The following is a 26242-nucleotide window of genomic DNA, read 5'->3' as shown; positions in this document are numbered from 1 at the left end:
GTACCCTAAAAGGAAGGGGAATTCAAATATTAGTGACAAGGTAGTTTTACAGTAAAGTAACCAAAATGTCTCTTGACTAGAGATTCTTCTTTGGATGACGGTCGATAATTTCCTGGTACTGTTCTAGTAGCTGCTCCCCCTTTGGAGTCAATTTGTAGCCACGAATTGAAAAGTGACTTGCCAATTCTTCTTCTGAAAAGTTGTCATGAAGGGCTTGGTCTAGATCTGCAGCCTTCATCTTAGAAAGACCCGTAATTCCCTTGCTTTTCAAAATATTCTTTTTCATTGTAGCATTCAGATGGTCAAGTGAATCAAAAGCTGTTTCAATGACAGCATAACCTTTTTCTACTAGAGTTTTTATATGTTTAGGGGCATCAATGCCATAAGTGTACTCGAAGTATTTAGGAAACCAGGTTTCGGTGGTAAAAGTGCCAAACTGGATTCTCCATAGTAAAATGATATCACCTGCTAGTAAATCATCTGCTAATAGTTCCATGTTTCGTTTGGGAACGGGCTTGGGATTTAGGAGCCAAGCATCCAAATCTCGTTCAGGAGAGATGAAGGGGCTGACTTGGTGGTCTTTATAAAATTTTTCTAAAATAGTATTCACGGATAGCCTCTTTCAAACTTTTATTTTCTATTCTAACAAATTTCTAAAAGCTTTAAAAATTTTATAGTCTGTCAAGTTTTTTTCTTGACACCTGTCAGAAATCTGCTATAATAGAACATGTGCTAAATAGCTCAGCTATTTCACCGAAATAAAAAATAAGAAAAGAGACTTTAAAAATGGCAGTTAAAATCCGTTTGACTCGTATGGGTTCTAAGAAAAAACCTTTCTACCGTATCAACGTAGCAGATTCACGTTCACCACGTGACGGACGTTTCATCGAAACAGTTGGAACTTACAACCCACTTGTTGCTGAAAACCAAGTAACTTTGAAAGAAGACCGTGTTCTTGCATGGTTGGCTGATGGAGCTCAACCTTCAGATACAGTTCGTAACATCCTTTCAAAAGAAGGCGTATTGAAAAAATTCCACGATTCTAAATTCTCAAAATAAGTTTAAAGTAGGTTGACAGATGGATACGATTGAAAATCTCATTATTGCGATTGTGAAACCCTTGATTTCACAACCAGATGCCTTAACTATCAAGATTGAAGATACACCAGAATTTTTGGAATATCATTTGGATCTTGATCAAAGTGATGTGGGTCGTGTAATCGGTCGTAAGGGTCGCACTATTTCTGCGATAAGAACGATTGTCTACTCTGTCCCAACTGAAGACAAAAAAGTAAGAATCGTTATTGACGAAAAATAAGAAGGGCGGGATGAATGTCTCGCTTTTTTGTGTGGAGAAGTGTAAAATAGCATCTATCAAGTAACAGCATAATCGGGATTTGGAAAGATGTTTGAAGGGGGACTGGAAAAGAATGAACATTGATTTTATTTTAAACATAGATTGGGCAATGTACATTGATTGGTTATTGCGAATTTTACAGATTTCGACTTTTATAGGTGTAATTTTAAAAATTAGTTTTCAGAATAAGGCCTATATCAATAATATCGAAATTCAGGTAATTAAACCAATCGAATTTGATTCCTTACATACGAGATTTCATCATATATATGAGTTTAAACATGATGAAAATGATAAACATTATCACCATTTGATTTTTTATCCAAAGGAAGTTGATATTGAAATTATAGAATTTTATTCATTAATCTATGATTCAAAAAGTAATCGTTTAGTTGATAATGATAAACTGCATATAGTTAAAAATTTAAAGAATTATACATGCTTATTGATTCATACAAATTTACCAGAGAATATGCCTAGTTTAAGAATGAAATGGAAAACAAGTCAGGGTGAAATTGGCGAGTATACATTTTATAGTAATATGTATAATGGGAATGTGAATATCTCATCTTTCAAATATAAATTAACATTAAAGAGGAAACTATTAGCACTTTTTGGACTATAGCGACTCCTCTATGTATCTTCCTCTAACTTGAGAAAATCCCTGGAACGTGATAAAATAAAGGATAGAAATAGACTACAGGAGACAAGATGAACTACTTTAATGTTGGGAAAATCGTCAATACGCAGGGGTTACAGGGTGAGATGCGAGTCTTGTCTGTGACGGATTTTGCAGAAGAACGGTTTAAAAAAGGGGCTGAGCTGGCCTTGTTTGATGAAAAAGATCAGTTTGTTCAAACAGTGACTATTGCTAGCCACCGTAAACAGAAGAACTTTGACATCATTAAATTCAAAGATATGTACCATATCAACGCTATCGAAAAGTACAAAGGATACAGTCTCAAGGTTGCTGAGGAAGATTTAAACGATTTAGATGATGGTGAGTTCTACTATCATGAGATTATCGGTTTGGAAGTCTATGAGGGGGATAACTTGATTGGAACCATCAAAGAAATCCTGCAACCAGGTGCTAACGATGTCTGGGTGGTCAAACGAAAAGGCAAGCGTGATTTGTTATTGCCTTACATCCCACCAGTGATTCTCAATGTTGATATTCCGAATAACCGCGTCGATGTGGAAATCTTAGAAGGGTTAGACGATGAAGATTGATATTTTAACCCTTTTTCCAGAGATGTTTTCTCCGCTAGAGCACTCAATCGTTGGAAAGGCACGTGAAAAAGGGCTCTTGGATATCCAGTATCATAATTTTCGAGAATATGCTGAAAAGGCCCGCCATGTCGACGATGAGCCCTACGGAGGCGGTCAGGGGATGTTGCTCCGAGCCCAACCTATTTTCGATGCCTTTGATGCTATTGAAAAGAAAAATCCTCGCGTCATTCTCCTAGATCCAGCTGGAAAGCAGTTTGATCAGGCCTATGCTGAGGATTTGGCCAAAGAAGAGGAACTGATCTTTATCTGTGGTCACTATGAGGGCTATGATGAGCGCATTAAGACCTTGGTGACAGATGAGATTTCCTTGGGGGACTATGTCTTGACTGGTGGGGAATTGGCGGCCATGACCATGATTGATGCGACGGTTCGCCTGATTCCAGAAGTGATTGGTAAGGAGTCCAGCCACCAAGATGATAGTTTTTCTTCAGGCCTTCTTGAATACCCCCAGTACACACGTCCCTATGATTATCGAGGCATGGTTGTCCCAGATGTACTGATGAGTGGACACCATGAAAAGATTCGTCAGTGGCGATTGTATGAGAGTTTAAAGAAAACCTACGAGCGCAGACCAGATTTGTTAGAAAATTATCAACTGACAGCAGAAGAAGAAAAAATGCTGGCAGAAATCAAAGAAAACAAAGAATAAAGGAGAAACCTATGCAAGTAATCAAACGTGATGGAGAAATTGCTGAATTTAATCCAGATAAGATTTACCAGGCTATCTTAAAGGCAGCTCAGACTGTCTATGTATTGACAGATGATTTGCGTCAAAACCTTGCACAAGTTACTAAGAAAGTGGTTTTGGATTTGGAAGAAGCCAAGGTGGAACGTGCTACCATCAGCATGATTCAGTCTTTGGTTGAGCATCGTTTATTGGGTGCAGGTTACATTACCATTGCTGAACACTACATTTCCTATCGTCTACAACGTGATTTGGAAAGAAGTGGCTATGGAGATCATATCGCCGTTCATTTACATTTTGAACAAGTTCGCTAAGAAAAAGAGTGGGATGAAGCAACTACATCTCACTCTTTCTTAAATCTATTTTTTTGGGCTGTTTGGACAGTTGAAGGGACAAATCTCAGGCGTTGAATATCGCTTATACGGATAATACGGCTAACATTTTTGGCAAAATTTTTCACGATAATCTGCTGGCGTTGCTGATCGTATTTGATGATATCACCTGTAAAACTTGTCTCAGACAAGATAAGATGAACAGCAGTTTGTTTCTGGACAGCCTCTTCAATAGTGGCTGTAAGGGAGTTGGTTTCAGTCTGGTCAGGTTGGTCATGTCCATTTAAAAAGTCATGTATTTTATCTAGTATTTGCTGGAATTTATGTCTCATATTGGCCTCCCTTCTTTTATATCAATATTATATAAAATTTTCCTAAAATCTACAAGATTTTACGAATAAACTAATGAAAGCTAAAAAAGGAGAAGAAAATGGCAGAATTTACATTTGAAATCGAAGAGCATTTGTTGACTCTTTCTGAAAACGAAAAAGGTTGGACCAAGGAAATCAACCGCGTGAGCTTTAATGGTGCTCCTGCAAAGTTTGATATTCGTGCTTGGAGTCCAGACCATACTAAAATGGGCAAGGGAATTACTCTCTCAAATGAAGAATTTCAAATGATGGTGGATGCCTTTAAAGGCAACTAAGTTTTCAAAATGGAAAAAAAGGATATTGAGTTATGACAACTCGATATCCTTTTTTAGTTAGTAAAGTAAGCCTGATTTTTAAGGCGTTGAAGTAGTGGACGGCTAATAAAACTAATAGCAAGAAGTTTACCAAGGTCTGGAATGATAAAGGGAAGAACACCCACCATAAGAGCTTTTTCAAATGCCATTCCAGCTAGGAAATGCAAGCTGAGAATCCCTCCGACAAAGACAAGTGTATCTCCTAAGAGGTTTGCAAGAAAAATCTTGACAACTCCACTATCGCTGTCAGTTAGAGATGAAGTAACTCCAGAGTAAACAAGATAAAACCAAAGATAGCCTGCAGTAGGACCAACTAAAGCATGAAATCCAGCTCCACCTCCTGCAAAGACAGGAAGACCGATGGCACCTAGAAGAAGATAGAGTCCAACAGAAAGTACAGCCTCTCTCGGTCTAAATACAGTAGCAATCAAGCCGATTGCAAAGTTTTGTAGAGTGAAGGGAACAGGTCCAATTGGAAGACTGATTTGTGCCAACACAGCAATAAGAACAGCCCCAATAGCAGGGATAGCATAAACGTGAGCTTTTTTCAAAATAGTTAACCTCTTTTCTAATGTATAGTAACTATTGTACTTAATTTAATATTATTGTCAACCTATTTTTATAACAAAGGTAACAAAAACTGTAACAGCCGATTTTCCTGACGGGGTAAGTTGTTTTCATCTATTCGTAAATCATCAAAAAAGAAGCAGACACATTTGTATCAGCTTCTTTTGTTTCGATTAACGCATAGTTACAAATTCTTCAGATGCAGTTGGGTGAATCGCCACAGTTGCATCAAAGTCAGCCTTGGTTGCTCCCATTTTGATAGCAACAGCAAATCCTTGAATCATTTCATCAACACCATAGCCAATTCCATGAAGTCCAACAACTTTTTCTTCTGAACCAGCTGTAATCAGTTTGAAACGTGTTTCTTGACGGTTGCAAGTGCAAGCAGAGTACATAGAAGTAAAGCTTGATTTGTAAACCTTGATTTGGTCTTGACCGTATTCTTTAATAGCTTGCTCTTCTGTCAATCCAACAGTTCCGATAGCAGGGTGTGAAAAGACAACAGTTGGAATAGTTGAGTAGTCCATTTTAGCAGTTGTTTTGCCGTTAAAGAGACGTTCAGACAAAGTACGTCCAGCCTTGATAGCAACTGGAGTCAGCTCTTTTTCACCCGTTACATCACCTAGAGCATAGATTCCCTCAACAACAGTATTTTGGTATTCATCCACTTGGATAAAGCCACGTTCGTTCAGAGTTACTCCAGCTTTTTCAAGTTGCAAGCCTTTAACGTTTGGACGGCGACCCGTAGCCCAGATAACTTGACTAGCTGTGTGACTAGTACCATCTTCGAAATGAATGGTAATGCCTTCAGCAGTTTTCTCTAATTTGATAGGGACTTTGTGAGTATGAAGGGGCAAGTTTGTTCTTTCCATTTCCTTGACCAAACCTTCAACGATGTAAGAATCAAAACCACGTAAAGGACGATCACGGCGAACAAAGAGGTCTGTCTTGACACCAAAAGTGTGGAGAACGCCAGCTAATTCAACAGCGATATAACCAGCGCCTAGAATGGCAACTGACTCAGGAAGTTCTTCCCAAGCAAATACATCATCAGAAGAGCCACCTAGTTCTGCACCAGGAATATTAGGAATACTTGGATGGGCACCAGTCGCAATCACGATATGTTTGGCATGAATGAGTTCACCATTTACGCTAACAGTATGAGAATCTACAAATTCAGCATGGCCTTCAATCAAGTCTACACCGTTGCGTTTAAAACTGCCATCATAAGAAGAACGAGCGCGATCAATGTAGGCTTCACGATTGCGACGTAGAGTTGCAAAGTCAAAGTTAAGATCAGTAGTTTTAAAACCGTAGTCTTCTCCAAATTGATGGAAAGTCTCAGCAATTTGTGCTCCGTACCACATGATTTTCTTAGGAACACAACCGACGTTGACACAGGTTCCACCTAATTTCTTTTCCTCAATAACGGCTGCTTTGGCTCCGTGTTCACCAGCACGGTTCATGGTAGCAATTCCTCCGCTACCTCCACCGATAGCAATGATATCATATTCTCTCATTGAAAACTCCTTTGTACTCTTTTAAATAGTAGAGTGTCATTTTTTGATAGTCATATTCTATCTTTTTTTTGATGTGATTGCAAAAATCTGCTACGTTCAAAAAAATTAAAGAAAAGGCTTGCAAAAAGGGAAAATAAAGTGTATTATATATCTAGTACAATAACAATAAAAATAAATTCCGAACAATAAGTGGATCCTGAAATGTCATTATTTCGTTCTCAACTGTTATTGTTTATATTTGGGAATTTTTGTATAATATTGTTAAGGACTTTAAATCAAAAAGGAGTTTCATTATGAAAAAGAATGGTAAAGCTAAAAAGTGGCAATTGTATGCAGCAATCGGTGCTGCAAGTGTAGTTGTATTGGGTGCTGGAGGGATTTTACTCTTTAGACAACCTTCTCAGACTGCTGTAAAAGATGAGGTTACTCATCTGGTTGTTGCTAAGGAAGGAAGCGTGGCATCCTCTGTTTTGTTATCAGGGACAGTAACAGCAAAAAATGAACAATATGTTTATTTTGATGCTAGCAAAGGAGATTTAGATGAAATCCTTGTTTCTGTGGGCGATAAGGTTAGTGAAGGACAGGCTTTAGTTAAGTACAGTAGTTCAGAAGCACGGGCGGCCTATGATTCAGCGAGTCGAGCAGTTGCGAAGGCAGATCGCCATATCAACGAACTCAACCAAGCACGCAATGAAGCCGCTTCAGCACCGGCTTTACAATTGCCAACACCAGCAGGAGGCGAAGGAGCTGCAGCGCAAACTCCAGCTCCAGTCGCAGGAAATTCAGTATCCTCTATTGATGCTCAATTGGGTGATGCCCGTGATGCCCGTGCAGATGCAGCTGCGCAATTAAGCAAGGCTCAAAGTCAGTTGGATGCAATGACGGTTCTCAGTACCCTAGAGGGAACTGTGGTCGAAGTCAACCGCAATGTTTCTAAATCTCCAACAGGAGCTAGCCAGGTGGTAGTTCATGTCGTTAGCAATGAAAACTTGCAAGTTAAGGGGGAACTATCTGAATATAACCTTGCCAACCTCTCTGTAGGACAAGAAGTAACCTTTACTTCTAAAGTTTACCAAGATAAGAGCTGGACTGGTAAGATTAGCTACATTTCTGACTACCCTAAAAACAATGGTGAAGCACCAAGTGCAGCTGCAGCAACAGGCGGTAACTCTGGTTCTAAATATCCATATACCATCGATGTTACAAGTGAAATCGGTGACTTGAAACAAGGATTCTCAGTAAGTGTTGAGGTTAAGAATAAGAGTAAAGCTATTCTGGTTCCTTTAACAAGTGTTGTGACTGAAAATGATAAGAATTATGTCTGGGTAATTGACGAGCAGAAAAAGGCCAAGAAAGTGGAAGTTGGTTTGGGAAATGCTGATGCAGACAACCAAGAAATCACTTCAGGTCTGACAAATGGAGTCAAGGTCATCAGTAACCCAACGTCTTCTCTAGAGGAAGGAAAAGAGGTGAAGGCTGATGAAGAAACTAATTAGTCTAAAAAATATCTGCAGAAGCTACCGTAACGGTGACCAAGAATTGCAGGTTCTCAAAAATATCAACCTAGAAGTAAATGAGGGTGAATTTGTTGCCATCATGGGACCATCTGGTTCTGGTAAATCTACTCTCATGAATACGATTGGCATGTTGGATACACCAAGCAGTGGAGAGTATTATCTTGAAGGTCAAGAAGTAGCTGGACTGGGTGAAAAACAGTTAGCCAAGGTCCGTAACCAACAAATCGGATTTGTCTTTCAGCAGTTCTTTCTTCTATCTAAACTCAATGCTCTGCAAAATGTAGAATTGCCTTTGATTTACGCAGGAGTTTCGGCTTCAAAACGTCGCAAGTTAGCTGAGGAATATTTAGATAAGGTTGAATTGACAGAACGTAGTCACCATTTACCTTCGGAATTATCTGGAGGTCAAAAGCAACGTGTAGCTATCGCGCGTGCCTTGGTAAACAATCCTTCTATTATCCTAGCGGATGAACCGACAGGAGCCTTGGATACCAAAACAGGGAATCAAATTATGCAACTGTTGGTTGAACTAAATAAAGAAGGAAAAACCATTATCATGGTAACGCATGAGCCTGAAATCGCTGCTTATGCTAAACGCCAGATTGTCATTCGAGATGGAGTTATTTCGTCTGACAGTGCGCAATTAGAAAGGGAGGAAAACTAAGATGCAGAATCTGAAATTTGCCTTTTCATCTATCATGGCCCACAAGATGCGCTCTTTTCTCACTATGATTGGGATTATCATTGGTGTTTCATCAGTTGTTGTGATTATGGCTCTAGGTGATTCCATGTCTCGTCAGGTCAATAAAAACATGACCAAGTCACAGAAGAATATCCATGTCTTTTTCTCGCCTATTAAAAGTAAAGATGGTTCTTTTACCCAAAAACAATCAGCTTTGACAGTCTCTGGGAAAGAAGAGGAAGTTCCTGTTGAACCACCAAAACCGCAAGAAGCTTGGGTCAAGGAGGCAGCAAAACTTAAGGGTGTGGACAGTTACTATGTAACCAACTCGACTAATACCACCTTGTCTTATAAAGACAAAAAAGTGGAGCGCGCTAGCTTGACAGGTGGAAATATTACTTACATGAAGGCAGTTGAAAATGAAATTGTTGCAGGCCGAAGTCTTATAGCTCAGGATTATAAAGATGTTGCCAGTGTCATTTTACTAGACCAAGAACTTGCTAATAGTCTGTTTGGATCTGCTCAAGAAGCTGTTAACCAGGTTATAGATGTTGGTGGCTTTAGCTATCGTGTCATTGGTGTCTATACCAGCGATGAGGCCAAGACTGCCAAGACTTTTGGTATTGGTGGACTTCCGATTACGACTAATATTTCTCTTGCCAACAACTTCAATATGGATGAGATTTCTGATATTGTCTTCCGTGTCAATGATACCAGTTTGACACCAACTGTGGGACCAGAATTAGCTAGAAAATTGACCGAGATTGCTGGTCTTCAGCAAGGGGAGTATCAGGTGGCAGATGCGACTGCAGCCTTCCAAGAAGTACAACAACTTTTTGGATTTATAACTACGATTATTAGTGCCATTGCAGGAATTTCCCTTTTTGTTGGAGGGACTGGTGTTATGAACATCATGCTGGTTTCGGTGACGGAGCGTACTCGTGAGATTGGTCTCCGTAAGGCTTTGGGTGCGACACGTGCTAATATTTTAATCCAATTTTTGATTGAATCCATGATTTTGACCTTGTTAGGCGGAGTCATTGGTTTAACCATTGCGACAGGCTTAACCGCTATAGCTGGTATACTATTACAAGGTTTGATTGCGGGTATAGAGGTGGGAGTGTCAATCCCGGTTGCCCTATTTAGTCTTGCAGTTTCGGCTAGTGTTGGTATGATTTTTGGAGTCTTGCCAGCCAACAAGGCATCGAAACTTGATCCAATTGAAGCCCTTCGATATGAATAAGATCAACAAGATGGACGCTTGTCTATCTTGTTTTTGTATGGATTTCCCTATCGAAAATTCTTAAAAATGTGATATAATGAAGTGTTAGAAAAACAGGTTTCATTTGCCTGGAAAGGAAAAATTATGTCTGAAAAGAATTTTTATATTACAACGCCGATTTACTATCCATCTGGAAAACTTCATATCGGATCTGCCTACACAACCATCGCCTGTGATGTCTTAGCACGTTACAAACGCTTGATGGGCTACGATGTCTTTTATCTGACAGGTCTTGATGAGCATGGTCAAAAGATTCAACAAAAAGCAGAAGAAGCTGGAATTACACCTCAAGCCTATGTTGATGGAATGGCAGTTGGAGTTAAAGAACTCTGGCAATTACTAGATATCTCATACGATAAATTTATCCGTACAACTGATGACTACCATGAAAAAGTTGTCGCACAAGTCTTTGAACGCTTACTTGCTCAAGATGACATCTATTTGGGTGAATATTCTGGTTGGTACTCAGTCTCAGATGAGGAATTCTTTACAGAAAGCCAGCTTGCGGAAGTTTTCCGTGACGAAGCTGGAAATGTAACTGGGGGTATTGCTCCATCAGGTCACGAAGTAGAATGGGTTTCTGAAGAATCATACTTCCTTCGTCTCAGCAAATACCAAGATCGTTTGGTGGAATTTTTCAAGTCCCATCCTGAATTTATCACTCCAGATGGTCGTCTGAATGAAATGCTTCGCAACTTCATCGAACCAGGTTTAGAGGATTTGGCAGTTTCTCGTACAACCTTTACATGGGGAGTACCAGTACCGTCAAATCCAAAACACGTTGTCTATGTTTGGATTGATGCCCTTCTTAACTATGCGACAGCTCTTGGCTACGGTCAAGATGAACATGGTAGCTTTGACAAATTCTGGAATGGAACAGTCTTCCATATGGTAGGAAAAGACATCCTTCGTTTCCACTCAATCTACTGGCCAATCCTTCTCATGATGTTGGATGTTAAATTGCCTGACCGCTTGATTGCCCACGGTTGGTTTGTCATGAAAGACGGCAAGATGTCCAAGTCTAAAGGAAATGTCGTTTACCCTGAAATGTTGGTAGAACGCTATGGTCTAGATCCACTTCGCTACTACCTCATGCGTAGCCTTCCTGTTGGTTCAGACGGAACCTTCACTCCAGAAGACTATGTTGGCCGTATCAACTACGAATTGGCCAATGACCTTGGAAACCTCCTCAACCGTACGGTTTCTATGATTAACAAGTATTTTGATGGACAAATTCCAGCCTATGTAGAGGGTGTAACAGAGTTTGACCATGCTCTTGCTCAAGTAGCAGAACAATCAATCGCTGACTACCATACACACATGGAAGCAGTTGACTACCCACGTGCTTTAGAAGCAGTCTGGACCCTTATCTCTCGTACTAATAAATACATCGACGAGACAGCTCCATGGGTCTTGGCTAAGGATGAAGCTCTTCGTGACCAATTAGCAAGTGTCATGAGCCACTTGGCAGCCAGTCTTCGTGTCGTTGCTCACTTGATTGAGCCATTTATGATGGAAACCAGTCGTGCAGTCTTGAATCAACTTGGCTTGGAAGAAGTAGCAAGCCTTGAGAACTTGAGCTTAGCTGACTTCCCTGCAGGTGTGACTGTAGTTGCTAAAGGAACACCAATTTTCCCACGTCTGGATATGGAAGAAGAGATTGCCTATATCAAGGAACAAATGGAAGGCAACAAACCAGCAGTTGCAAAAGAATGGAATCCAGACGAAGTAGAACTCAAACTTAACAAAGAAGAAATCAAGTTTGAGGACTTTGACAAGGTCGAAATCCGTGTCGCAGAAGTCAAAGAAGTGTCTAAAGTAGAAGGTTCTGACAAGTTGCTTCAATTCCGCTTGGATGCTGGTGATGGTGAAGATCGTCAAATCCTCTCAGGGATTGCAAAATACTATCCAAATGAACAAGAATTGGTCGGCAAGAAAGTTCAAATCGTTGCCAATCTCAAACCTCGTAAGATGATGAAAAAATATGTCAGCCAAGGTATGATCCTATCAGCTGAACATGATGGACAATTAACCCTTCTCACAGTTGATCCAGCTGTACCAAATGGAAGCGTGATTGGCTAAGATTTAAAAGGACCAGTTTGAACTGGTTCTTTTCTTTTTTAGGTAGCAGTTGATAAAAGTGTCATTCTGCTTTATAATGAAGAAAAACGGAGGAAATTGCCATGAAATACATTCCATTTGGTCAAGATGACAAAGAATTATCAGAAATTGTTCTCGGAATGATGAGAATAGAAGATAAGTCTGTAAAAGAAGTTGAAGAGCTTGTAGAAACAGCACTTTCTGTTGGAATCAATGCCTTCGACTTGGCTGATATATACGGTCGTGGTCGTTGTGAAGAACTGTTAGGTCTTGTCCTAAAAAATCGTCCAGATTTAAGAGAAAAGATGTGGATTCAGTCAAAATGTGGTATTCGCATAGAAGAATTTACCTATTTTGATTTTTCAAAAGAGTATATTCTAGAATCAGTAGATGGAATTTTAAAAAGATTGCAGGTTGATTATTTAGATAGCTTACTTCTCCATCGACCAGATGCTTTAATGGAAGCTGATCAAGTGGCGGAAGCCTTTGAAATTCTACATACATCAGGTAAAGTTCGAGACTTCGGTGTGTCCAACCAAAATCCTATGATGATGGAATTGCTTAAAAAAGATGTCAAGCAGCCGTTAGCTGTTAATCAGCTACAATTGAGTGCAGCTTTCACACCTGGTTTTGAATCAGGATTTCATGTCAATATGGAAGGCAACAAGGCAGCTGTGCGTGATGGAAGCGTCTTTGAATACTGCCAATTAAACGACATGGTTATTCAGGCCTGGTCAGTCTTGCAGTTCGGATATTTTAAAGGGAATTTTGTTGGTAATGAGAAGTTCCAACAACTAAACCAAGTCCTAAATCGATTAGCATTAAAATACAGTGTGAGCCCATCAGCTATTGCTATCGCTTGGGTGTTACGTTACCCAGCCAAAATGCAGGCAGTCGTAGGTACAACCAATCCTAAGCATTTGATAGAGGCAAGCCAAGCAAGTAAAGTCAACTTGACTCGAAAAGAATGGTATGAAATTTACATCGCTGCAGGGAATGATTTGCCTTAGGAGAAAATGCATCTAAAGAAATCACAGTCAAAAAAACGTTGGAAAATGGTTTTTTCTTATGTGACCATTAGTCTGTCTTGATTCGCTAGGTACGGTTTATTAACGGATGATTATGATTTAATACTCAATGAAAATCAAAAAGCAAGCCAGTAAGCTAGCCGCAAGCTATACTTGAGTACGGTAAGGCGACGCTGACGTGGTTTGAATTTAGTATAACTATTCTGATTTACATACTAGCAGGGAAGCAGTATCCCATAATTGACGGCACGATAGTAGGTACTATAAAATGGGCTAGAGTAATTTTTTGATTGGGTATAAAACATCATAGAGAATAAAAACGAGGTTAGGATTTGTCCCGACCTCTTTTACATATAATAAACAATAGCGATGTATTGTAGGGCAGACGCAACTAGGATAAAGAGATGCCAAATCATGTGGAAATAAGGTTTTTTCTTGGCATAAAATCCAGCTCCAACTGTATAACAGAGTCCACCAGTTACCATGAGACTCCAGAAAATTGGTGTCGTTTGACTGATAATGGCAGGAATGATAGCTAGAACCAACCAGCCCATAATCAGGTAAAGAGCAAGGCTGAATTTCTCATTGACCTTTTTAGCAAAGATTTTATAGAGAATGCCAAAGATGGTCGTTCCCCACTGGATGGCAATGATCAGATAGCCAAACCAGTTATTCATTAAGGTCAAGACGACGGGCGTGTAAGATCCAGCGATGGCAACATAAATCATAGAATGGTCAATGATTCGCAAGACATATTTGTGGGTCGAACCATAGGCCATAGAGTGGTAAATGGTGGATGAGAGGAACATGAGAAAGAGGCTGATAACGAACATGGAAACGCCGATAGATGATAAAAATCCGTGTGCCTCATAGCTATAGGTGGATGAAATGGGGAGTAAGATGAGCATGATGACTGCACCTACGGCATGGGTCACGCTATTAGCAATCTCCTCTCCAAAACTGAGTTGTTTGCTAAGTTTAAGACTAGTGTTCATTGGATTACCTCCTCTTGTGTATAATGGATTAAGGCTAGGGTTTGATGATAGAGTTTAACGGTTTGGCAGCTAGTTTGGATGATAGAGTTTGCTGGATCAATTCCTTGGTTCATGTAGTCCACAAAAGCATCGTAGAGTTGGTCTGAACTTGCTTGACTTTGTAGAGTATTAAGTGTCTGGGCTATTTCTTGGATAGAAAATACAGACTTAAGGGTTGTGATAGCAATCAAACGGGCAATCTGTTGGCGTTGGTATTTTTTCTTGTCAGGCTTTGTCAGGTAACCATGTTTGACATAATTGTTGACCATAGATGCTGTCAGACCCTTGTCTTTATCAGGAGAGATAGGGGCGCAGACCTGATTGACATAGAGCAAAACCTGGTCCAGATAGAGGTCAATGTTTGGAATTTCTGCCCATTTTGGGTAGGAAAAGGTAGTTTTCATTTTCAACTCCTTTTTATCTAGTTTTGATAACTAGATTATAAAATAACAAAAACAGAAAGTCAAGTTTTAACTGCTTGTGAAAAGGCTTAAATTATGCTATGATGGGAGAAACTAGTCAGAAATGAGGAGAAAAGATGGAGATTCGTTTAGCTTTTCCAAATGAGGTAGATGCCATCATGCAAGTGATGGAGGATGCTAAAAAATGTTTAGCGGATGCTGGTAGTGACCAGTGGCAAAATGGTTATCCAAATGCTAATATTATTATTGAAGATATTATCTCAGGTCAAGCCTACGTAGCCTTGGAGGATGGAGAACTATTAGCCTATGCTGCTGTGACCAAGGGTCCAGAGGCAGCCTATGAAGCCATTTATGAAGGAAGATGGCAAGCTGGAGAGTCAGAATATCTGGTCTTTCACCGTATTGCTGTCGCAGCAGATGTCCAGGGACAGGGAGTTGCTCAAACTTTTTTAGGGGGTTTGATTGAAGGTTTTGATTATCTGGATTTTCGCTCGGATACACATACTAAAAATAAGGCCATGCAACATATTTTTGAAAAACTCGGTTTTGAACAGGTCGGTAAGGTTCCAGTTGATGGGGAACGCTTAGCCTATCAAAAATTGAAGAAATAATGCAAAAGAAGTACGCAAAAATGCTCTATTCTTCGCCAATTGGCTCCCTTTCTCTCGTAGCTGATGACCAGTATTTGTATGGCATTTGGGTGCAGGAGCAGAAGCATTTTGAGAGAGGGATAGGAGTTGAAACGATAGAAGTAGTTGTTAGTCATCCCATTTTAGACTCAGTTATTGCTTGCTTAGATGCTTACTTTAAAGGCAAGTCTCAGGATTTATCCAACTTGCCCTTGGCTCCAATCGGAACGGATTTTGAAAAGCGAGTTTGGTCCTATTTACAGGGAATTCCTTATGGTCAGACAGTGACCTATGGGCAAATAGCCCAAGACCTGCAAGTTGCTTCTGCTCAATCAATTGGTGGAGCGGTAGGACGCAATCCGTGGTCTATTCTAGTACCTTGTCATCGTGTGCTAGGAGCAGGAAAGCGTTTGACAGGTTATGCTGCAGGAGTGGAAAAGAAAGCTTGGCTCTTGGATCATGAAGGCGTAGATTTTAAAGATATAAACAATAGAAAGTGAAAGACATGTTAGAATTTATCGAATACCCAAAATGTTCAACTTGTAAAAAAGCAAAGCAAGAATTAAACCAACTCGGTGTGGACTATAAAGCCGTTCATATCGTCGAAGAAACACCCAGCCAAGAAGTTATTTTAAACTGGCTAGCAACCTCAGGTTTCGAATTGAAGCAATTTTTCAACACTAGTGGAATAAAATACCGTGAATTAGGGCTGAAAGATAAGGTAGGAAGTTTATCAAATCAAGAAGCAGCTGAGTTGCTAGCAAGCGACGGTATGTTATTGAAACGACCGATTTTAGTGGAGAATGGAACTGTTAAGCAAATCGGTTATCGAAAAGCTTACGAAGAACTGGGACTGAAATAGTTTTTACTTATCTCTTTGATAGATAAAATATATAACCTCCCTGTTTCAAAGTATGATAAACTAGTAGGTAGACAAAGTCTGTATCTGACCGTAGCAAATAATTTCATTGACGGCAGAAGTATGGTAGAATGAATCATTATCAGGAGAGGATGTTTTTATGAATGTTACAACGATTTTAGCATCAGATTGGTACCAAAACTTGATGCAATTGATTCCGGATGGTAAGCTGTTTAGCCTACGTTCGGTCTTTGATGGGATTCCAAGAATTGTCCAACAGCTTCCAACAACGATTATGTTGACAATTGGTGGTGCCCTTTTTGGCTTGGTTTTGGCGCTTCTTTTTGCTATTGTAAAAATCAATCGTGTCAAGATTTTATATCCCTTGCAGGCCTTCTTTGTTAGTTTCCTCAAAGGGACACCGATTTTAGTGCAACTCATGTTGACCTACTACGGAATTCCTTTAGCTTTGAAAGCCCTCAATCAGCAATGGGGAACTGGTCTCAATATCAATGCGATTCCAGCCGCTGCTTTTGCAATTGTTGCCTTTGCCTTTAATGAGGCAGCTTATGCTAGTGAAACCATTCGTGCAGCCATTCTCTCAGTAAATCCTGGTGAGATTGAGGCGGCACGCAGTCTGGGTATGACCCGAGCACAAGTTTATCGTCGCGTGATTATTCCCAATGCGGCCGTTGTGGCTACTCCAACCTTGATCAATTCCCTAATCGGCTTGACCAAAGGAACTTCTCTAGCCTTTAGTGCGGGTGTTGTGGAAGTCTTTGCACAAGCTCAGATTTTGGGTGGAGCTGATTACCGCTATTTTGAACGCTTTATCTCCGTTGCCCTTGTTTATTGGGTAGTCAATATCGGAATTGAAAGCCTCGGTCGTTTCATCGAGAGAAAAATGGCTATTTCTGCACCTGATACAGTGCAAACAGATGTGAAAGGAGACCTTCGTTAATGATTAAGATTTCGAATTTAAGTAAATCATTTTCAGGACAGACTGTCTTGGATCATCTGGACTTGGATATTCAAAAAGGGGAAGTTGTAGCATTGATTGGTTCTTCAGGAGCTGGAAAATCAACCTTCCTTCGCAGTCTTAATTATCTTGAAACACCTGATAGTGGCTCGATTCAGATTGATGATTTCTCAGTTGATTTTTCTAAAATTACTCAGGAAGAAATCCTTGCCCTCCGCCGCAAGCTGTCCATGGTTTTTCAACAGTTTAATTTGTTTGAACGTCGCACAGCACTTGATAATGTGAAAGAAGGCTTGGTTGTGGTTAAGAAATTATCTGACCAAGAAGCGACTAAGATTGCCAAGGAAGAGTTGGCTAAGGTTGGGCTTTCTGACCGTGAGAATCATTACCCTCGTCATTTATCAGGTGGTCAGAAGCAACGGGTTGCCCTAGCGCGTGCTCTTGCCATGAAACCAGATGTCTTGCTCTTAGATGAACCAACTTCAGCTCTTGACCCAGAATTGGTCGGTGAAGTAGAAAAATCTATTGCAGATGCTGCTAAGTCAGGTCAGACCATGATTTTGGTCAGTCATGATATGTCCTTTGTAGCCCAAGTGGCTGATAAGATTCTCTTCTTAGATAAGGGGAAAATCATCGAGTCTGGAACACCGGATGAGATTATCCACCATCCGAAAGAAGAGCGGACAAAAGAATTCTTCGCTAGTTACAAACGAACTTATATTTGATATAATAGATAAAGAAAAACTCAGTTAGCTGGACTAGCTGAGTTTACTCTTTAAAAAAGATAGAAATGAGAGAAATCATGCTACTGCAACTATTTTCTTTATATTTCGAGAGTTTGATCTTGACCACCATCCTTGTCCTGATTTTTTTAGGAATTTGGATTGGACTAAGAGCCATGTCGGGAGTTGATAAGACAGCCAAGGCTCGCCAAGCCCATCTCTATGATATGATTATGATTGGGGTCTTGGTTGTTCCAGTATTATCCTTTGCGGTTATGAGTTTAATTCTTGTTTTCAAGGCATAATCCTTGCTTGATTGACAAGAAAGAGTTAGAATAAAGATAGTTACAACAAGAAAGAAGGAATCTATATGTACGATACTATTATTATCGGTGCTGGACCTGCAGGGATGACTGCGGCCTTATACGCTGCTCGAAGCAATTTGAAAGTAGCCTTGATTGAAGGTGGTCTGCCAGGTGGTCAGATGAATAATACATCTGATATTGAAAATTATCCAGGGTACGCTAATATCAGTGGCCCAGAATTGGCTGAAAAGATGTTTGAACCACTTGAAAATCTTGGTGTTGAGCATATTTATGGTTATGTTGAAAATGTAGAAGACCATGGTGATTTTAAGAAAGTGATTACTGATGACCAAACATATGAAACACGTACAGTTATCGTAGCAACTGGTTCTAAACATCGTCCTTTGGGAGTGCCTGGAGAAGAAGAACTGAACAGTCGTGGTGTTTCTTACTGTGCTGTGTGTGATGGTGCTTTCTTCCGTGACCAAGATTTGTTGGTAGTCGGTGGTGGAGATTCAGCTGTTGAAGAAGCTCTCTTCTTGACTCGTTTTGCTAAGACTGTTACCATTGTTCACCGTCGTGATCAACTTCGTGCCCAAAAGGTTTTACAAGACCGCGCTTTTGCGAATGAGAAAATCAGTTTTATCTGGGATTCTGTAGTTAAGGAAATCAAAGGTGAAAATCGAGTAGAATCTGTCGTATTTGAAAATGTGAAAACAGGTCAAGTGACAGAACAAGCCTTCGGTGGCGTCTTTATCTATGTTGGATTGGACCCTCTTAGCGATTTTGTTAAAGAATTGAATATTCAAGATCAGGCAGGCTGGATTGTGACAGATAGCCACATGAAGACTGCAGTTGACGGTATCTTTGCAGTTGGAGATGTTCGCTTGAAAGACCTTCGTCAAGTGACAACAGCAGTTGGAGATGGGGCTATCGCTGGTCAAGAAGCCTACAAGTTTATCACCGAACATAGTTAATCATAAAAACGCATAGCATCAGAGTTACAAAAAATTTGACACTATGCGTTTTATTGTGGGAAAATTAATCTCATTTTCTACTGAAATTGAGTTTTGCCAGCCTCTTATATTTTTAGAAAAATCCTTTAATCTTGCTAACGAGGCCATCTAGACCTTCTGAACCAGAAATCAACTGCTGAGCTTGAGAGAAGTATTCTCCAAGCTGTTCTTGATTTTCTGCAACAAATGTTTTTGCAGCTTCGAAATCTTTTGTTTCGATTAACTCTTTTACTTGATTAAACAAATCTAATGGGTTCATCTTATTTCTCCTTTTCTATACTTAAATATTTAACCATCTTTATGATAAAAAATCAACTCTAGTAAGATTTCTTAGAGAATGGTTATCGGTTTCAATTTTCAGATGAATATTAAGCCTTTACATGGTATAATAGAAATAGCTCTTTAATGGAGGTGTTTGAGTGGAAAATCTGAAAAAAATGGCAGGTATCAAGGCTGCTGAGTTTGTCAAGGATGGCATGGTAGTCGGACTTGGAACGGGGTCTACTGCCTATTATTTTGTCGAAGAAATCGGTCGTCGTATCAAGGAAGAAGGGTTGCAGATTACAGCTGTAACGACTTCTAGTGTGACTAGTAAACAGGCTGAAGGTCTTAATATCCCACTCAAGTCTATTGACCAAGTAGATTTGGTTGATGTGACGGTTGACGGGGCGGATGAAGTGGATAGTCAGTTTAACGGAATCAAAGGCGGTGGTGGTGCCCTTCTCATGGAGAAGGTTGTGGCAACGCCCTCAAAAGAATATATTTGGGTGGTGGATGAAAGCAAGCTGGTCGACAAACTAGGTGCTTTTAAATTGCCAGTAGAAGTGGTTCAGTATGGTGCAGAACAAGTCTTTCGTCGTTTTGAACGAGCTGGCTACAAACCAAGCTTCCGTGAAAAAGATGGCCAACGTTTTGTGACCGATATGCAGAACTTTATCATTGACTTAGCCTTGGATGTCATCGAAGATCCAATAGCCTTTGGACAAGAATTGGACCATATCGTTGGTGTTGTAGAGCACGGTTTATTCAACCAAATGGTGGATAAGGTCATCGTTGCTGGACGAGATGGAGTTCAGATTTTAACTTCAACAAAAGCAAACTAATCAAAATAATAAGGAGATACACTATGTCAAAATTTAATCGTATTCACTTGGTTGTACTGGATTCTGTAGGAATCGGTGCTGCACCAGATGCCAATAACTTTGTCAATGCAGGGGTTCCAGACGGCGCTTCTGATACACTGGGACACATTTCAAAAACAGTTGGTTTAAATGTGCCAAATATGGCTAAAATCGGTCTAGGAAATATTCCTCGTGAAACGCCTCTGAAGACTGTTCCAGCTGAAAGCAATCCAACAGGTTATGCAACAAAATTGGAAGAAGTTTCCCTTGGTAAGGATACCATGACTGGTCACTGGGAAATCATGGGACTCAACATTACCGAGCCTTTCGATACTTTCTGGAACGGATTCCCAGAAGAAATCCTGACAAAAATCGAAGAATTTTCAGGACGTAAGGTCATTCGTGAAGCCAACAAACCTTACTCAGGTACAGCTGTTATCGATGATTTTGGACCACGCCAGATGGAAACTGGGGAGTTGATTATCTATACTTCAGCTGACCCTGTTTTGCAAATTGCTGCCCACGAAGACATCATTCCTTTGGATGAATTGTACCGTATCTGTGAATACGCTCGTTCGATCACCCTTGAGCGTCCTGCCCTCCTTGGTCGTATCATTGCTCGTCCATATGTTGGTGAGCCAGGCAACTTCACCCGTACAGCTAACCGTCGTGACTTGGCCGTTTCTCCATTTGCACCAACTGTTTTGGATAAATTGAACGAAGCTGGTATCGATACTTATGCCGTTGGAAAAATAAACGATATCTTTAACGGTGCTGGTATCAACCATGATATGGGACACAACAAGTCAAACAGCCACGGAATTGATACACTATTGAAGACTATGGGACTGGCTGAGTTTGAAAAAGGATTCTCTTTCACAAACTTGGTGGACTTTGATGCCCTTTACGGCCACCGTCGTAATGCTCACGGTTACCGTGATTGCTTGCATGAGTTTGATGAGCGCTTGCCTGAAATTATCGCAGCTATGAGAGAGAACGACCTTCTCTTGATTACTGCGGACCATGGAAATGACCCAACTTACGCAGGAACAGACCACACTCGCGAATATATCCCACTTTTAGCTTACAGCCCTAGCTTTAAGGGAAATGGTGTCATTCCAGTTGGACATTTTGCAGATATCTCAGCGACAGTTGCGGATAACTTTGGTGTGGAAACTGCCATGATTGGGGAAAGTTTCTTAGATAAATTGGTATAAGATGACACACTATGCTTTACTGGTTAGGGGCATTAATGTCGGTGGGAAGAATAAAGTTGTCATGGCGCAACTTCGTCAAGAACTGACAGAGTTGGGACTGGAAAAGGTTGAAACCTACATCAACAGTGGCAACATTTTCTTTACTTCGACAGCTCCCAAAGCCCAATTGGTTGAAAAGTTAGAGGCTTTCTTTGAAATCCATTATCCATTTATTCAGAGCTTTTCTTTGCTGAGTCATGAAGACTATGAGGCAGAGCTGAAGAATCTGCCAGATTGGTGGACCAAAGACCTTGCACGAAAGGATGTCCTCTTTTACACGGAGAGCTTGGATGTGGATCAAGTCATCGAGAAAGTGAGCAGTTTAGAACTGAAAGATGAAGTGGTTCATGTTGGAATACTTGGGATTTTCTGGGGGAAATTCACTGAGGAATCCTACTATGCAACTGCCTATCATAAGTACTTACTCAAGATGCCTTTTTATCGCAACATCACCATTCGCAACGCAAAAACCTTTGATAAAATCGGTCAAATGCTAAAAAATAATAAAGGAGATGTATAATGACATTTTTAGATAAAATCAATGAAACGGCTACTTTCCTGAAAGACAAGGGAATCCAAGCGCCTGAGTTTGGTCTAATCCTTGGATCAGGACTTGGAGAATTGGCAGAAGAAATCGAAAATCCAGTTATAGTAGATTATGCTGAGATTCCAAACTGGGGCCGTTCAACAGTAGTCGGTCACGCTGGTAAATTGGTATATGGTGAACTGGCAGGTCGCAAGGTCTTGGCTCTTCAAGGTCGTTTCCATTTCTACGAAGGCAATCCTCTTGAAGTCGTGACTTTCCCAGTACGTGTCATGAAAGTTCTTGGATGTGAAGGTGTCATTGTTACCAATGCAGCTGGTGGTATTGGCTTTGGTCCTGGTACTTTGATGGCTATCTCAGACCATATCAATATGACGGGGCAAAACCCATTGATGGGTGAAAATTTGGATGACTTTGGTCCACGTTTCCCTGATATGTCTAAGGCTTACACACCAGAATACCGTGCAACTGCCCATGAAGTGGCTAAGAAACTTGGTATCAAGCTTGATGAAGGTGTCTATATCGGTGTAACTGGTCCGACTTATGAGACACCAGCAGAGATTCGTGCCTATAAGACATTGGGGGCAGATGCAGTTGGTATGTCTACTGTTCCTGAAGTTATTGTGGCAGCCCACTCAGGTTTGAAAGTTTTGGGAATTTCATGTATTACTAACTTTGCGGCTGGTTTCCAAGAAGAACTCAACCACGAGGAAGTTGTAGAAGTGACTGAGCGTGTTAAAGGCGACTTTAAAGGATTGCTTAAAGCGATTCTTGCTGAGCTATGAGAAAGAAAATGAGTAGGAAAGTATTTCTGTAAGCTGGAAGATAAATGAAACAATTAACTTCCATATAGAATTATGATATGAAAAATGAATGAGGTTCCTTTACTTTTATAAACCTCTTCAAATTCTTGCTAACAAAGTATAAAAATGAAATCTTGATGCTAAAGGAGATTAGCTGATTGGAGAATATTGTTGGTAAAGAGGGTGAAAATAATAGAAAGATATATGAATAAATGAGAATTGATCAACGAATTATGCGTTTTGGTATAAAAAAATTAAGTATCGGAGTTGTATCTGTTGCAGTTGGATTTGCTTTTTTAGCACCGACAGGAATTTCTGCCAATGAAGGAAGTCCAGTTGTGAAAAATGAAACTCCTTTAGTAGTAAATGCAACGGATAGTCCGACAAAACTAGAAAATCCTGATAAAAAACAGGAAATATCTATTACAGAGGAGAAAACTACAGCTGCTCAATCAACTTTAGAAACAAAAGAAGTTGTTAAAACTCAGAAAGAAAAAGCAGGAGAAGAATTATATCAAAAAGAATCTGCTGTGCCTCATGAGGAATTGAAGAAAGAGGAAATTCTAAAGGATGAGCCGAAAAATTCTCGTCCAGTAACAGAGGCAGACTTTGTCAAAATTTCTAAAGGGGAGCTCCATGTAGAGAAGGAACTTGTTGATAATTCTTTATACGGTGGAAAATTTTTAGATCCTGATGGAGATGATGATCATGATGGAATAAAAAATAAGGATGAATTGTATATTTACAATAAAGATGGGAAAGACTACTTAGGATACCATAGCCATCCTTTACTAGCAGATAGTGATGGAGATGGACTAGAAGACGGGGAAGATGATAACAAGAAACAATGGTATGTCACAGATCGTGATTCCCTCCTTTTTATGGAGTTGGCTTATCGTAATGATGATTACATTGACAAAATTCTAGATCATAAAAATCCTTTTCCAAGTCTTTACCTTGATCGTCAAGAATATAAAATGATGCACAATGAACTGGCACCATTTTGGAAGATGAAAAAGGCTTATCATACAGCAAGTGGCTTGGATGCTTTCTTATTTGAGACCAAGAGCGATCTCCCTTATCTCAAAGATGGAACGGTGCATATGTTGGCTATACGTGGAACAAGACTGAATGATGCGAAAGATTTAAGTACAGATTTTGTTTTGTTTGGAGGAAATAAACCTGCACAAGCGGATGATATCCGTAATGTTGTAAAAGAACTGGCGCAGGATTCCAGCATTACCAATCTGTATATGACAGGTCATTCTCTTGGAGGCTACCTAGCTCAGATTGCAGCGGTTGAAGCTTACCAAAAATATCCTGATTTTTATAACCATGTATTGAGGAAAGTGACGACTTTCAGTGCTCCTAAAGTGATTACTTCCAGAACTATTTGGAATGCTAAAAATGGTTTCTGGGATGTAGGGTTAGAAAGTCGTAAGTTGGCTTTATCTGGTAAAATAAAACATTATGTGGTCGATAATGATAATGTTGTGACATCTTTGATTCGTAATGATAATGATATTGTAACTTTTACAGGTAACTCTAGTTTCAAACACCGTTCGCGTGGTTATTTTGAAAGTAGAATGAATGCTATCCCGAATTTTAATATTGGAAAACGTGATACGCTTGATAAACAGGGATATCGTGATCAAAAATTGGACAAAGTTTATTTCTTTAAGAAACAACAAGTCCCTCTGTCATCTAGTCAACCAAGCCCTGAACCTCTTGAAAATATAGCTCTAGGGAAACGAGTAACTCAAAGTTCGACAGCTTTTGGAGGAGATGCTAGAAGAGCAGTTGATGGGAAATTAGATGGAAATTACGGACATAATTCTGTCACTCATACAGATTTTCAATCAAAACCTTGGTGGCAAGTCGATTTAGATAAGGAAGAAACGATTCGCCAGATTAATATTTACAATCGAACAGATGCTGCTCAAGATAGACTGACTAATTTTAATGTGATTCTTTTGGATAGTTCTGGAAAAGAAATTGAAAGAAAGCGCATTGCATACTTACGAGATAGTTTCGCTCAGATTTCAATTGATTATAAGAAAGCTCGTTTTGTACGCATCGAGTTAGATGGATATAACGCTCTCAGTCTTGCAGAAGTCCAAGTGTATCGTGCTGAGAATATCGCTTGGAAAAAACAAGCTCAGCAAAGTTCTACTGATTTTGGTGGAGATGCTAGTCGTGCCTTGGATGGCAATACCAATAGTAGTTATAGTCAGCAATCAATTACTCATACAAAATTTGAAAACCAGCCTTGGTGGGAAGTTGATTTAGGTCGTACAGAACAGGTAGGGCTTGTTCGCCTTCATAACCGTGGGGATGGAGAACTTTCTAAACGTCTGTCAGACTTTGATGTGATTTTATATGATGAAAAAGGGCAAGAAGTTACTAGACAATATGTTTCTCGCTTAGAAGGAAGCAGTTTAGATCTCCAGTTGAATGGTAAACCAGGTCGCCGTGTTCGCATTCAATTGCGTCAAAAAAATCAAGCTCTCAGCCTTGCAGAAGTAGAAGTTTTTCGATTTGTAGCTAAAAATAATGTAACTACTCAAGCTTCTAAGCCTGTACAACTGTTAAACTACACTCCTGTAAAAGATAAAACCCTAACTATTCAACATAGTGGTGCTTATATTGCACGTTATTCAATATCGTGGGAAGAAGTTACAGTAGATAAAAATGGGCAATCAGTTGTCCGAAGTCGTTCTTGGGAAGGGAATGGGCGCAATCAGACCGCAGGTTCTATCCTCAATCTCCCAATTAAGTCTAATATGCGTAATCTTCGAATTAAGATCGAAAAGAGAACCGGTCTTATCTGGAATAGATGGCAAACAATCTATGACAACAGACCTCTTCTCGCCCAACCACATCGAAAAATTACTCACTGGGGAACAACATTGAATTCTAAGGTGAGTGATGATGATGTCTTGTAATCTGATGATACAATGACAGTTAGGTTGTCTAGCTTATAAGAAAAGAATTACCTGGGTTTTAATGAAACTTAGGTAGCTCTCTGTGAAAGAACAAAATTAAGAAAGAAAGGAATTGAACCCACCCTAAAAGCAGTGGGAAAAAGATAGTTGGTCTAGCAAGCATCGCTCACTGCACCCAACTCCTATTTTCCCTTTGCTTTTTGACGGGTTTGGTATCTTTCTGATTATAAATTTTAGAATAAAGAAAGGATGGGTTAACTGTATTCATTGAACTGAATACGAGCGGAGAACTTTGTAAAAAAGATAAATCCTCCTAGATGCCTTATATCTTTGTCGGATTTCCTATTTTTACTTTGTTCTCTGTTGCTATCCTAAATATACAAAAAAGAAAGGTAGAGCGTGTGTTTTGATTTGAACACGAGCGGAAATTTTTTCTAAAAAAATACTCACAGAAAGGAAGGGCAGTTCGGGTTTGAATTGCCCCCGGGCTAGAGGCTTTGTAAAAAAGATAAATCCTCCTAGATGCCTTACATCTTTGTCGGATTTCCTATTTTTACTTTGT

General features: G+C 39.9%; 31 protein-coding genes and 2 pseudogenes. 26 read left to right on the top strand and 7 right to left on the bottom strand.

Annotation, left to right across the window (positions count from 1 at the left end; translation table 11 throughout):
* Window positions 1-76: 76 nt before the first annotated feature.
* The gene (locus AXK38_06745) at window positions 77-610 is read right to left on the bottom strand and encodes a hypothetical protein (GenBank protein AMH88955.1); all 534 of its coding nucleotides are present in this window, start codon (window positions 608-610) and stop codon (window positions 77-79) included.
* A 176-nt stretch (window positions 611-786) separates the two neighbouring features.
* Here AXK38_06745 and rpsP point away from each other — a divergent pair, with 176 nt between their 5' ends.
* The 6 genes from rpsP to AXK38_06715 all read left to right on the top strand — a co-directional run bounded on the left by rpsP (window position 787) and on the right by AXK38_06715 (window position 3646).
* A complete protein-coding gene (rpsP, locus tag AXK38_06740; GenBank protein ID AMH88954.1) occupies window positions 787-1059 on the top strand; it encodes a 30S ribosomal protein S16 in 273 nt (90 codons plus the stop codon).
* A gap of 19 nt (window positions 1060-1078) precedes the next feature.
* Window positions 1079-1318, top strand: coding sequence for an RNA-binding protein (locus tag AXK38_06735; GenBank protein ID AMH88953.1), 240 nt, complete (start codon window positions 1079-1081; stop codon window positions 1316-1318).
* Window positions 1319-1430: 112 nt separating this feature from the next.
* Complete coding sequence (locus tag AXK38_06730; protein AMH88952.1) at window positions 1431-1982, top strand: hypothetical protein; 552 nt, start codon at window positions 1431-1433, stop codon at window positions 1980-1982.
* A gap of 86 nt (window positions 1983-2068) precedes the next feature.
* Window positions 2069-2587: a ribosome maturation factor RimM gene (locus AXK38_06725; protein AMH88951.1), complete on the top strand. Its 519-nt coding sequence runs from the start codon at window positions 2069-2071 to the stop codon at window positions 2585-2587.
* On the top strand, window positions 2577-3296 hold the full coding sequence (locus AXK38_06720; protein AMH88950.1) for a tRNA (guanine-N1)-methyltransferase: 720 nt from the start codon (window positions 2577-2579) through the stop codon (window positions 3294-3296). Before AXK38_06725 ends, AXK38_06720 begins: the two co-directional genes overlap by 11 nt.
* Window positions 3297-3307: 11 nt before the next feature.
* Window positions 3308-3646 carry a hypothetical protein gene (locus AXK38_06715; protein AMH88949.1) on the top strand — a complete coding sequence of 113 codons (339 nt, stop codon included), beginning with the start codon at window positions 3308-3310 and terminating at the stop codon, window positions 3644-3646.
* 29 nt (window positions 3647-3675) lie between these two features.
* On the opposite strand, the gene AXK38_06710 is transcribed toward AXK38_06715, so the two are convergent.
* Window positions 3676-3996 (bottom strand): hypothetical protein, encoded by a 321-nt coding sequence (locus AXK38_06710; GenBank protein ID AMH88948.1) that lies wholly within the window; start codon window positions 3994-3996, stop codon window positions 3676-3678.
* Window positions 3997-4094: 98 nt separating this feature from the next.
* Here AXK38_06710 and AXK38_06705 point away from each other — a divergent pair, with 98 nt between their 5' ends.
* Window positions 4095-4310: a hypothetical protein gene (locus AXK38_06705; protein AMH88947.1), complete on the top strand. Its 216-nt coding sequence runs from the start codon at window positions 4095-4097 to the stop codon at window positions 4308-4310.
* A gap of 53 nt (window positions 4311-4363) precedes the next feature.
* Here the strand turns inward: AXK38_06705 and AXK38_06700 are convergent, their stop codons facing one another.
* Together AXK38_06700 and AXK38_06695 are read right to left on the bottom strand one after the other, a co-directional pair.
* Window positions 4364-4900, bottom strand: coding sequence for a BioY family transporter (locus tag AXK38_06700; GenBank protein AMH88946.1), 537 nt, complete (start codon window positions 4898-4900; stop codon window positions 4364-4366).
* Window positions 4901-5089: 189 nt separating this feature from the next.
* A complete protein-coding gene (locus tag AXK38_06695) occupies window positions 5090-6436 on the bottom strand; it encodes a glutathione reductase (GenBank protein AMH88945.1) in 1347 nt (448 codons plus the stop codon).
* Window positions 6437-6726: 290 nt separating this feature from the next.
* Here AXK38_06695 and AXK38_06690 point away from each other — a divergent pair, with 290 nt between their 5' ends.
* The 5 genes from AXK38_06690 to AXK38_06670 all read left to right on the top strand — a co-directional run bounded on the left by AXK38_06690 (window position 6727) and on the right by AXK38_06670 (window position 13027).
* Window positions 6727-7932 carry an efflux transporter periplasmic adaptor subunit gene (locus AXK38_06690; protein ID AMH89654.1) on the top strand — a complete coding sequence of 402 codons (1206 nt, stop codon included), beginning with the start codon at window positions 6727-6729 and terminating at the stop codon, window positions 7930-7932.
* Entirely contained in the window at window positions 7916-8617 is a 702-nt protein-coding gene (locus AXK38_06685; GenBank protein ID AMH88944.1) for a macrolide ABC transporter ATP-binding protein, read from the top strand. Before AXK38_06690 ends, AXK38_06685 begins: the two co-directional genes overlap by 17 nt.
* A gap of 1 nt (window position 8618) precedes the next feature.
* On the top strand, window positions 8619-9878 hold the full coding sequence (locus AXK38_06680) for a hypothetical protein (GenBank protein AMH88943.1): 1260 nt from the start codon (window positions 8619-8621) through the stop codon (window positions 9876-9878).
* Window positions 9879-10001: 123 nt separating this feature from the next.
* Window positions 10002-11999 (top strand): methionine--tRNA ligase, encoded by a 1998-nt coding sequence (locus AXK38_06675; GenBank protein ID AMH88942.1) that lies wholly within the window; start codon window positions 10002-10004, stop codon window positions 11997-11999.
* 101 nt (window positions 12000-12100) lie between these two features.
* A complete protein-coding gene (locus AXK38_06670; protein ID AMH88941.1) occupies window positions 12101-13027 on the top strand; it encodes an aldo/keto reductase in 927 nt (308 codons plus the stop codon).
* A 365-nt stretch (window positions 13028-13392) separates the two neighbouring features.
* Here the strand turns inward: AXK38_06670 and AXK38_06665 are convergent, their stop codons facing one another.
* Both AXK38_06665 and AXK38_06660 read right to left on the bottom strand, forming a co-directional pair.
* Window positions 13393-14040, bottom strand: a complete 648-nt coding sequence (locus tag AXK38_06665) for a hemolysin III (protein AMH88940.1) — start codon at window positions 14038-14040, stop codon at window positions 13393-13395.
* Window positions 14037-14483 (bottom strand): hypothetical protein, encoded by a 447-nt coding sequence (locus tag AXK38_06660; protein ID AMH88939.1) that lies wholly within the window; start codon window positions 14481-14483, stop codon window positions 14037-14039. Before AXK38_06660 ends, AXK38_06665 begins: the two co-directional genes overlap by 4 nt.
* A gap of 134 nt (window positions 14484-14617) precedes the next feature.
* On the opposite strand from AXK38_06660, the gene AXK38_06655 reads away from it, so the two are divergent.
* The 7 genes from AXK38_06655 (at window position 14618) to AXK38_06625 (ending at window position 18972) form a co-directional block, all read left to right on the top strand.
* Window positions 14618-15112, top strand: coding sequence for a GNAT family acetyltransferase (locus AXK38_06655; GenBank protein ID AMH88938.1), 495 nt, complete (start codon window positions 14618-14620; stop codon window positions 15110-15112).
* Window positions 15112-15630 carry a cysteine methyltransferase gene (locus AXK38_06650; protein ID AMH88937.1) on the top strand — a complete coding sequence of 173 codons (519 nt, stop codon included), beginning with the start codon at window positions 15112-15114 and terminating at the stop codon, window positions 15628-15630. Before AXK38_06655 ends, AXK38_06650 begins: the two co-directional genes overlap by 1 nt.
* A 5-nt stretch (window positions 15631-15635) precedes the next feature.
* Window positions 15636-15992, top strand: a complete 357-nt coding sequence (locus AXK38_06645) for an arsenate reductase (GenBank protein AMH88936.1) — start codon at window positions 15636-15638, stop codon at window positions 15990-15992.
* Between the two features lie 157 nt (window positions 15993-16149).
* Window positions 16150-16950 carry an amino acid ABC transporter permease gene (locus tag AXK38_06640; GenBank protein ID AMH88935.1) on the top strand — a complete coding sequence of 267 codons (801 nt, stop codon included), beginning with the start codon at window positions 16150-16152 and terminating at the stop codon, window positions 16948-16950.
* The gene (locus AXK38_06635) at window positions 16950-17693 is read left to right on the top strand and encodes an amino acid ABC transporter ATP-binding protein (GenBank protein ID AMH88934.1); all 744 of its coding nucleotides are present in this window, start codon (window positions 16950-16952) and stop codon (window positions 17691-17693) included. The genes AXK38_06640 and AXK38_06635 overlap by 1 nt, the downstream gene beginning before the upstream one ends.
* A 77-nt stretch (window positions 17694-17770) precedes the next feature.
* Entirely contained in the window at window positions 17771-17995 is a 225-nt protein-coding gene (locus AXK38_06630; protein AMH88933.1) for an amino acid ABC transporter, read from the top strand.
* Window positions 17996-18060: 65 nt separating this feature from the next.
* The gene (locus tag AXK38_06625; protein ID AMH88932.1) at window positions 18061-18972 is read left to right on the top strand and encodes a thioredoxin reductase; all 912 of its coding nucleotides are present in this window, start codon (window positions 18061-18063) and stop codon (window positions 18970-18972) included.
* A gap of 112 nt (window positions 18973-19084) precedes the next feature.
* On the opposite strand, the gene AXK38_06620 is transcribed toward AXK38_06625, so the two are convergent.
* A complete protein-coding gene (locus AXK38_06620; GenBank protein ID AMH88931.1) occupies window positions 19085-19270 on the bottom strand; it encodes a hypothetical protein in 186 nt (61 codons plus the stop codon).
* 160 nt (window positions 19271-19430) lie between these two features.
* On the opposite strand from AXK38_06620, the gene AXK38_06615 reads away from it, so the two are divergent.
* The 7 genes and pseudogenes from AXK38_06615 to AXK38_06585 all read left to right on the top strand — a co-directional run bounded on the left by AXK38_06615 (window position 19431) and on the right by AXK38_06585 (window position 25680).
* Window positions 19431-20114, top strand: a complete 684-nt coding sequence (locus tag AXK38_06615; protein ID AMH88930.1) for a ribose-5-phosphate isomerase — start codon at window positions 19431-19433, stop codon at window positions 20112-20114.
* 23 nt (window positions 20115-20137) lie between these two features.
* Window positions 20138-21349, top strand: coding sequence for a phosphopentomutase (locus tag AXK38_06610; protein AMH88929.1), 1212 nt, complete (start codon window positions 20138-20140; stop codon window positions 21347-21349).
* A gap of 1 nt (window position 21350) precedes the next feature.
* Window positions 21351-21908 carry a phosphopentomutase gene (locus tag AXK38_06605; protein ID AMH88928.1) on the top strand — a complete coding sequence of 186 codons (558 nt, stop codon included), beginning with the start codon at window positions 21351-21353 and terminating at the stop codon, window positions 21906-21908.
* Entirely contained in the window at window positions 21908-22717 is an 810-nt protein-coding gene (locus AXK38_06600) for a purine-nucleoside phosphorylase (protein ID AMH88927.1), read from the top strand. The genes AXK38_06605 and AXK38_06600 overlap by 1 nt, the downstream gene beginning before the upstream one ends.
* A gap of 356 nt (window positions 22718-23073) precedes the next feature.
* Window positions 23074-24150 (top strand): annotated as a pseudogene (locus AXK38_06595) (hemolysin).
* Window positions 24127-24735, top strand: a pseudogene (locus AXK38_06590) (hemolysin). Before AXK38_06595 ends, AXK38_06590 begins: the two co-directional pseudogenes overlap by 24 nt.
* A 450-nt stretch (window positions 24736-25185) precedes the next feature.
* Complete coding sequence (locus AXK38_06585) at window positions 25186-25680, top strand: hemolysin (GenBank protein ID AMH89653.1); 495 nt, start codon at window positions 25186-25188, stop codon at window positions 25678-25680.
* Window positions 25681-26242 lie beyond the last annotated feature (562 nt).

It is taken from the genome of Streptococcus mitis, assembly GCA_001560895.1.
Lineage (GTDB): Bacteria > Bacillota > Bacilli > Lactobacillales > Streptococcaceae > Streptococcus > Streptococcus mitis_Q.
The sequence above is the reverse complement of the archived record's forward strand: the minus strand, read 5'-3'. Positions and strand labels throughout refer to the sequence as shown.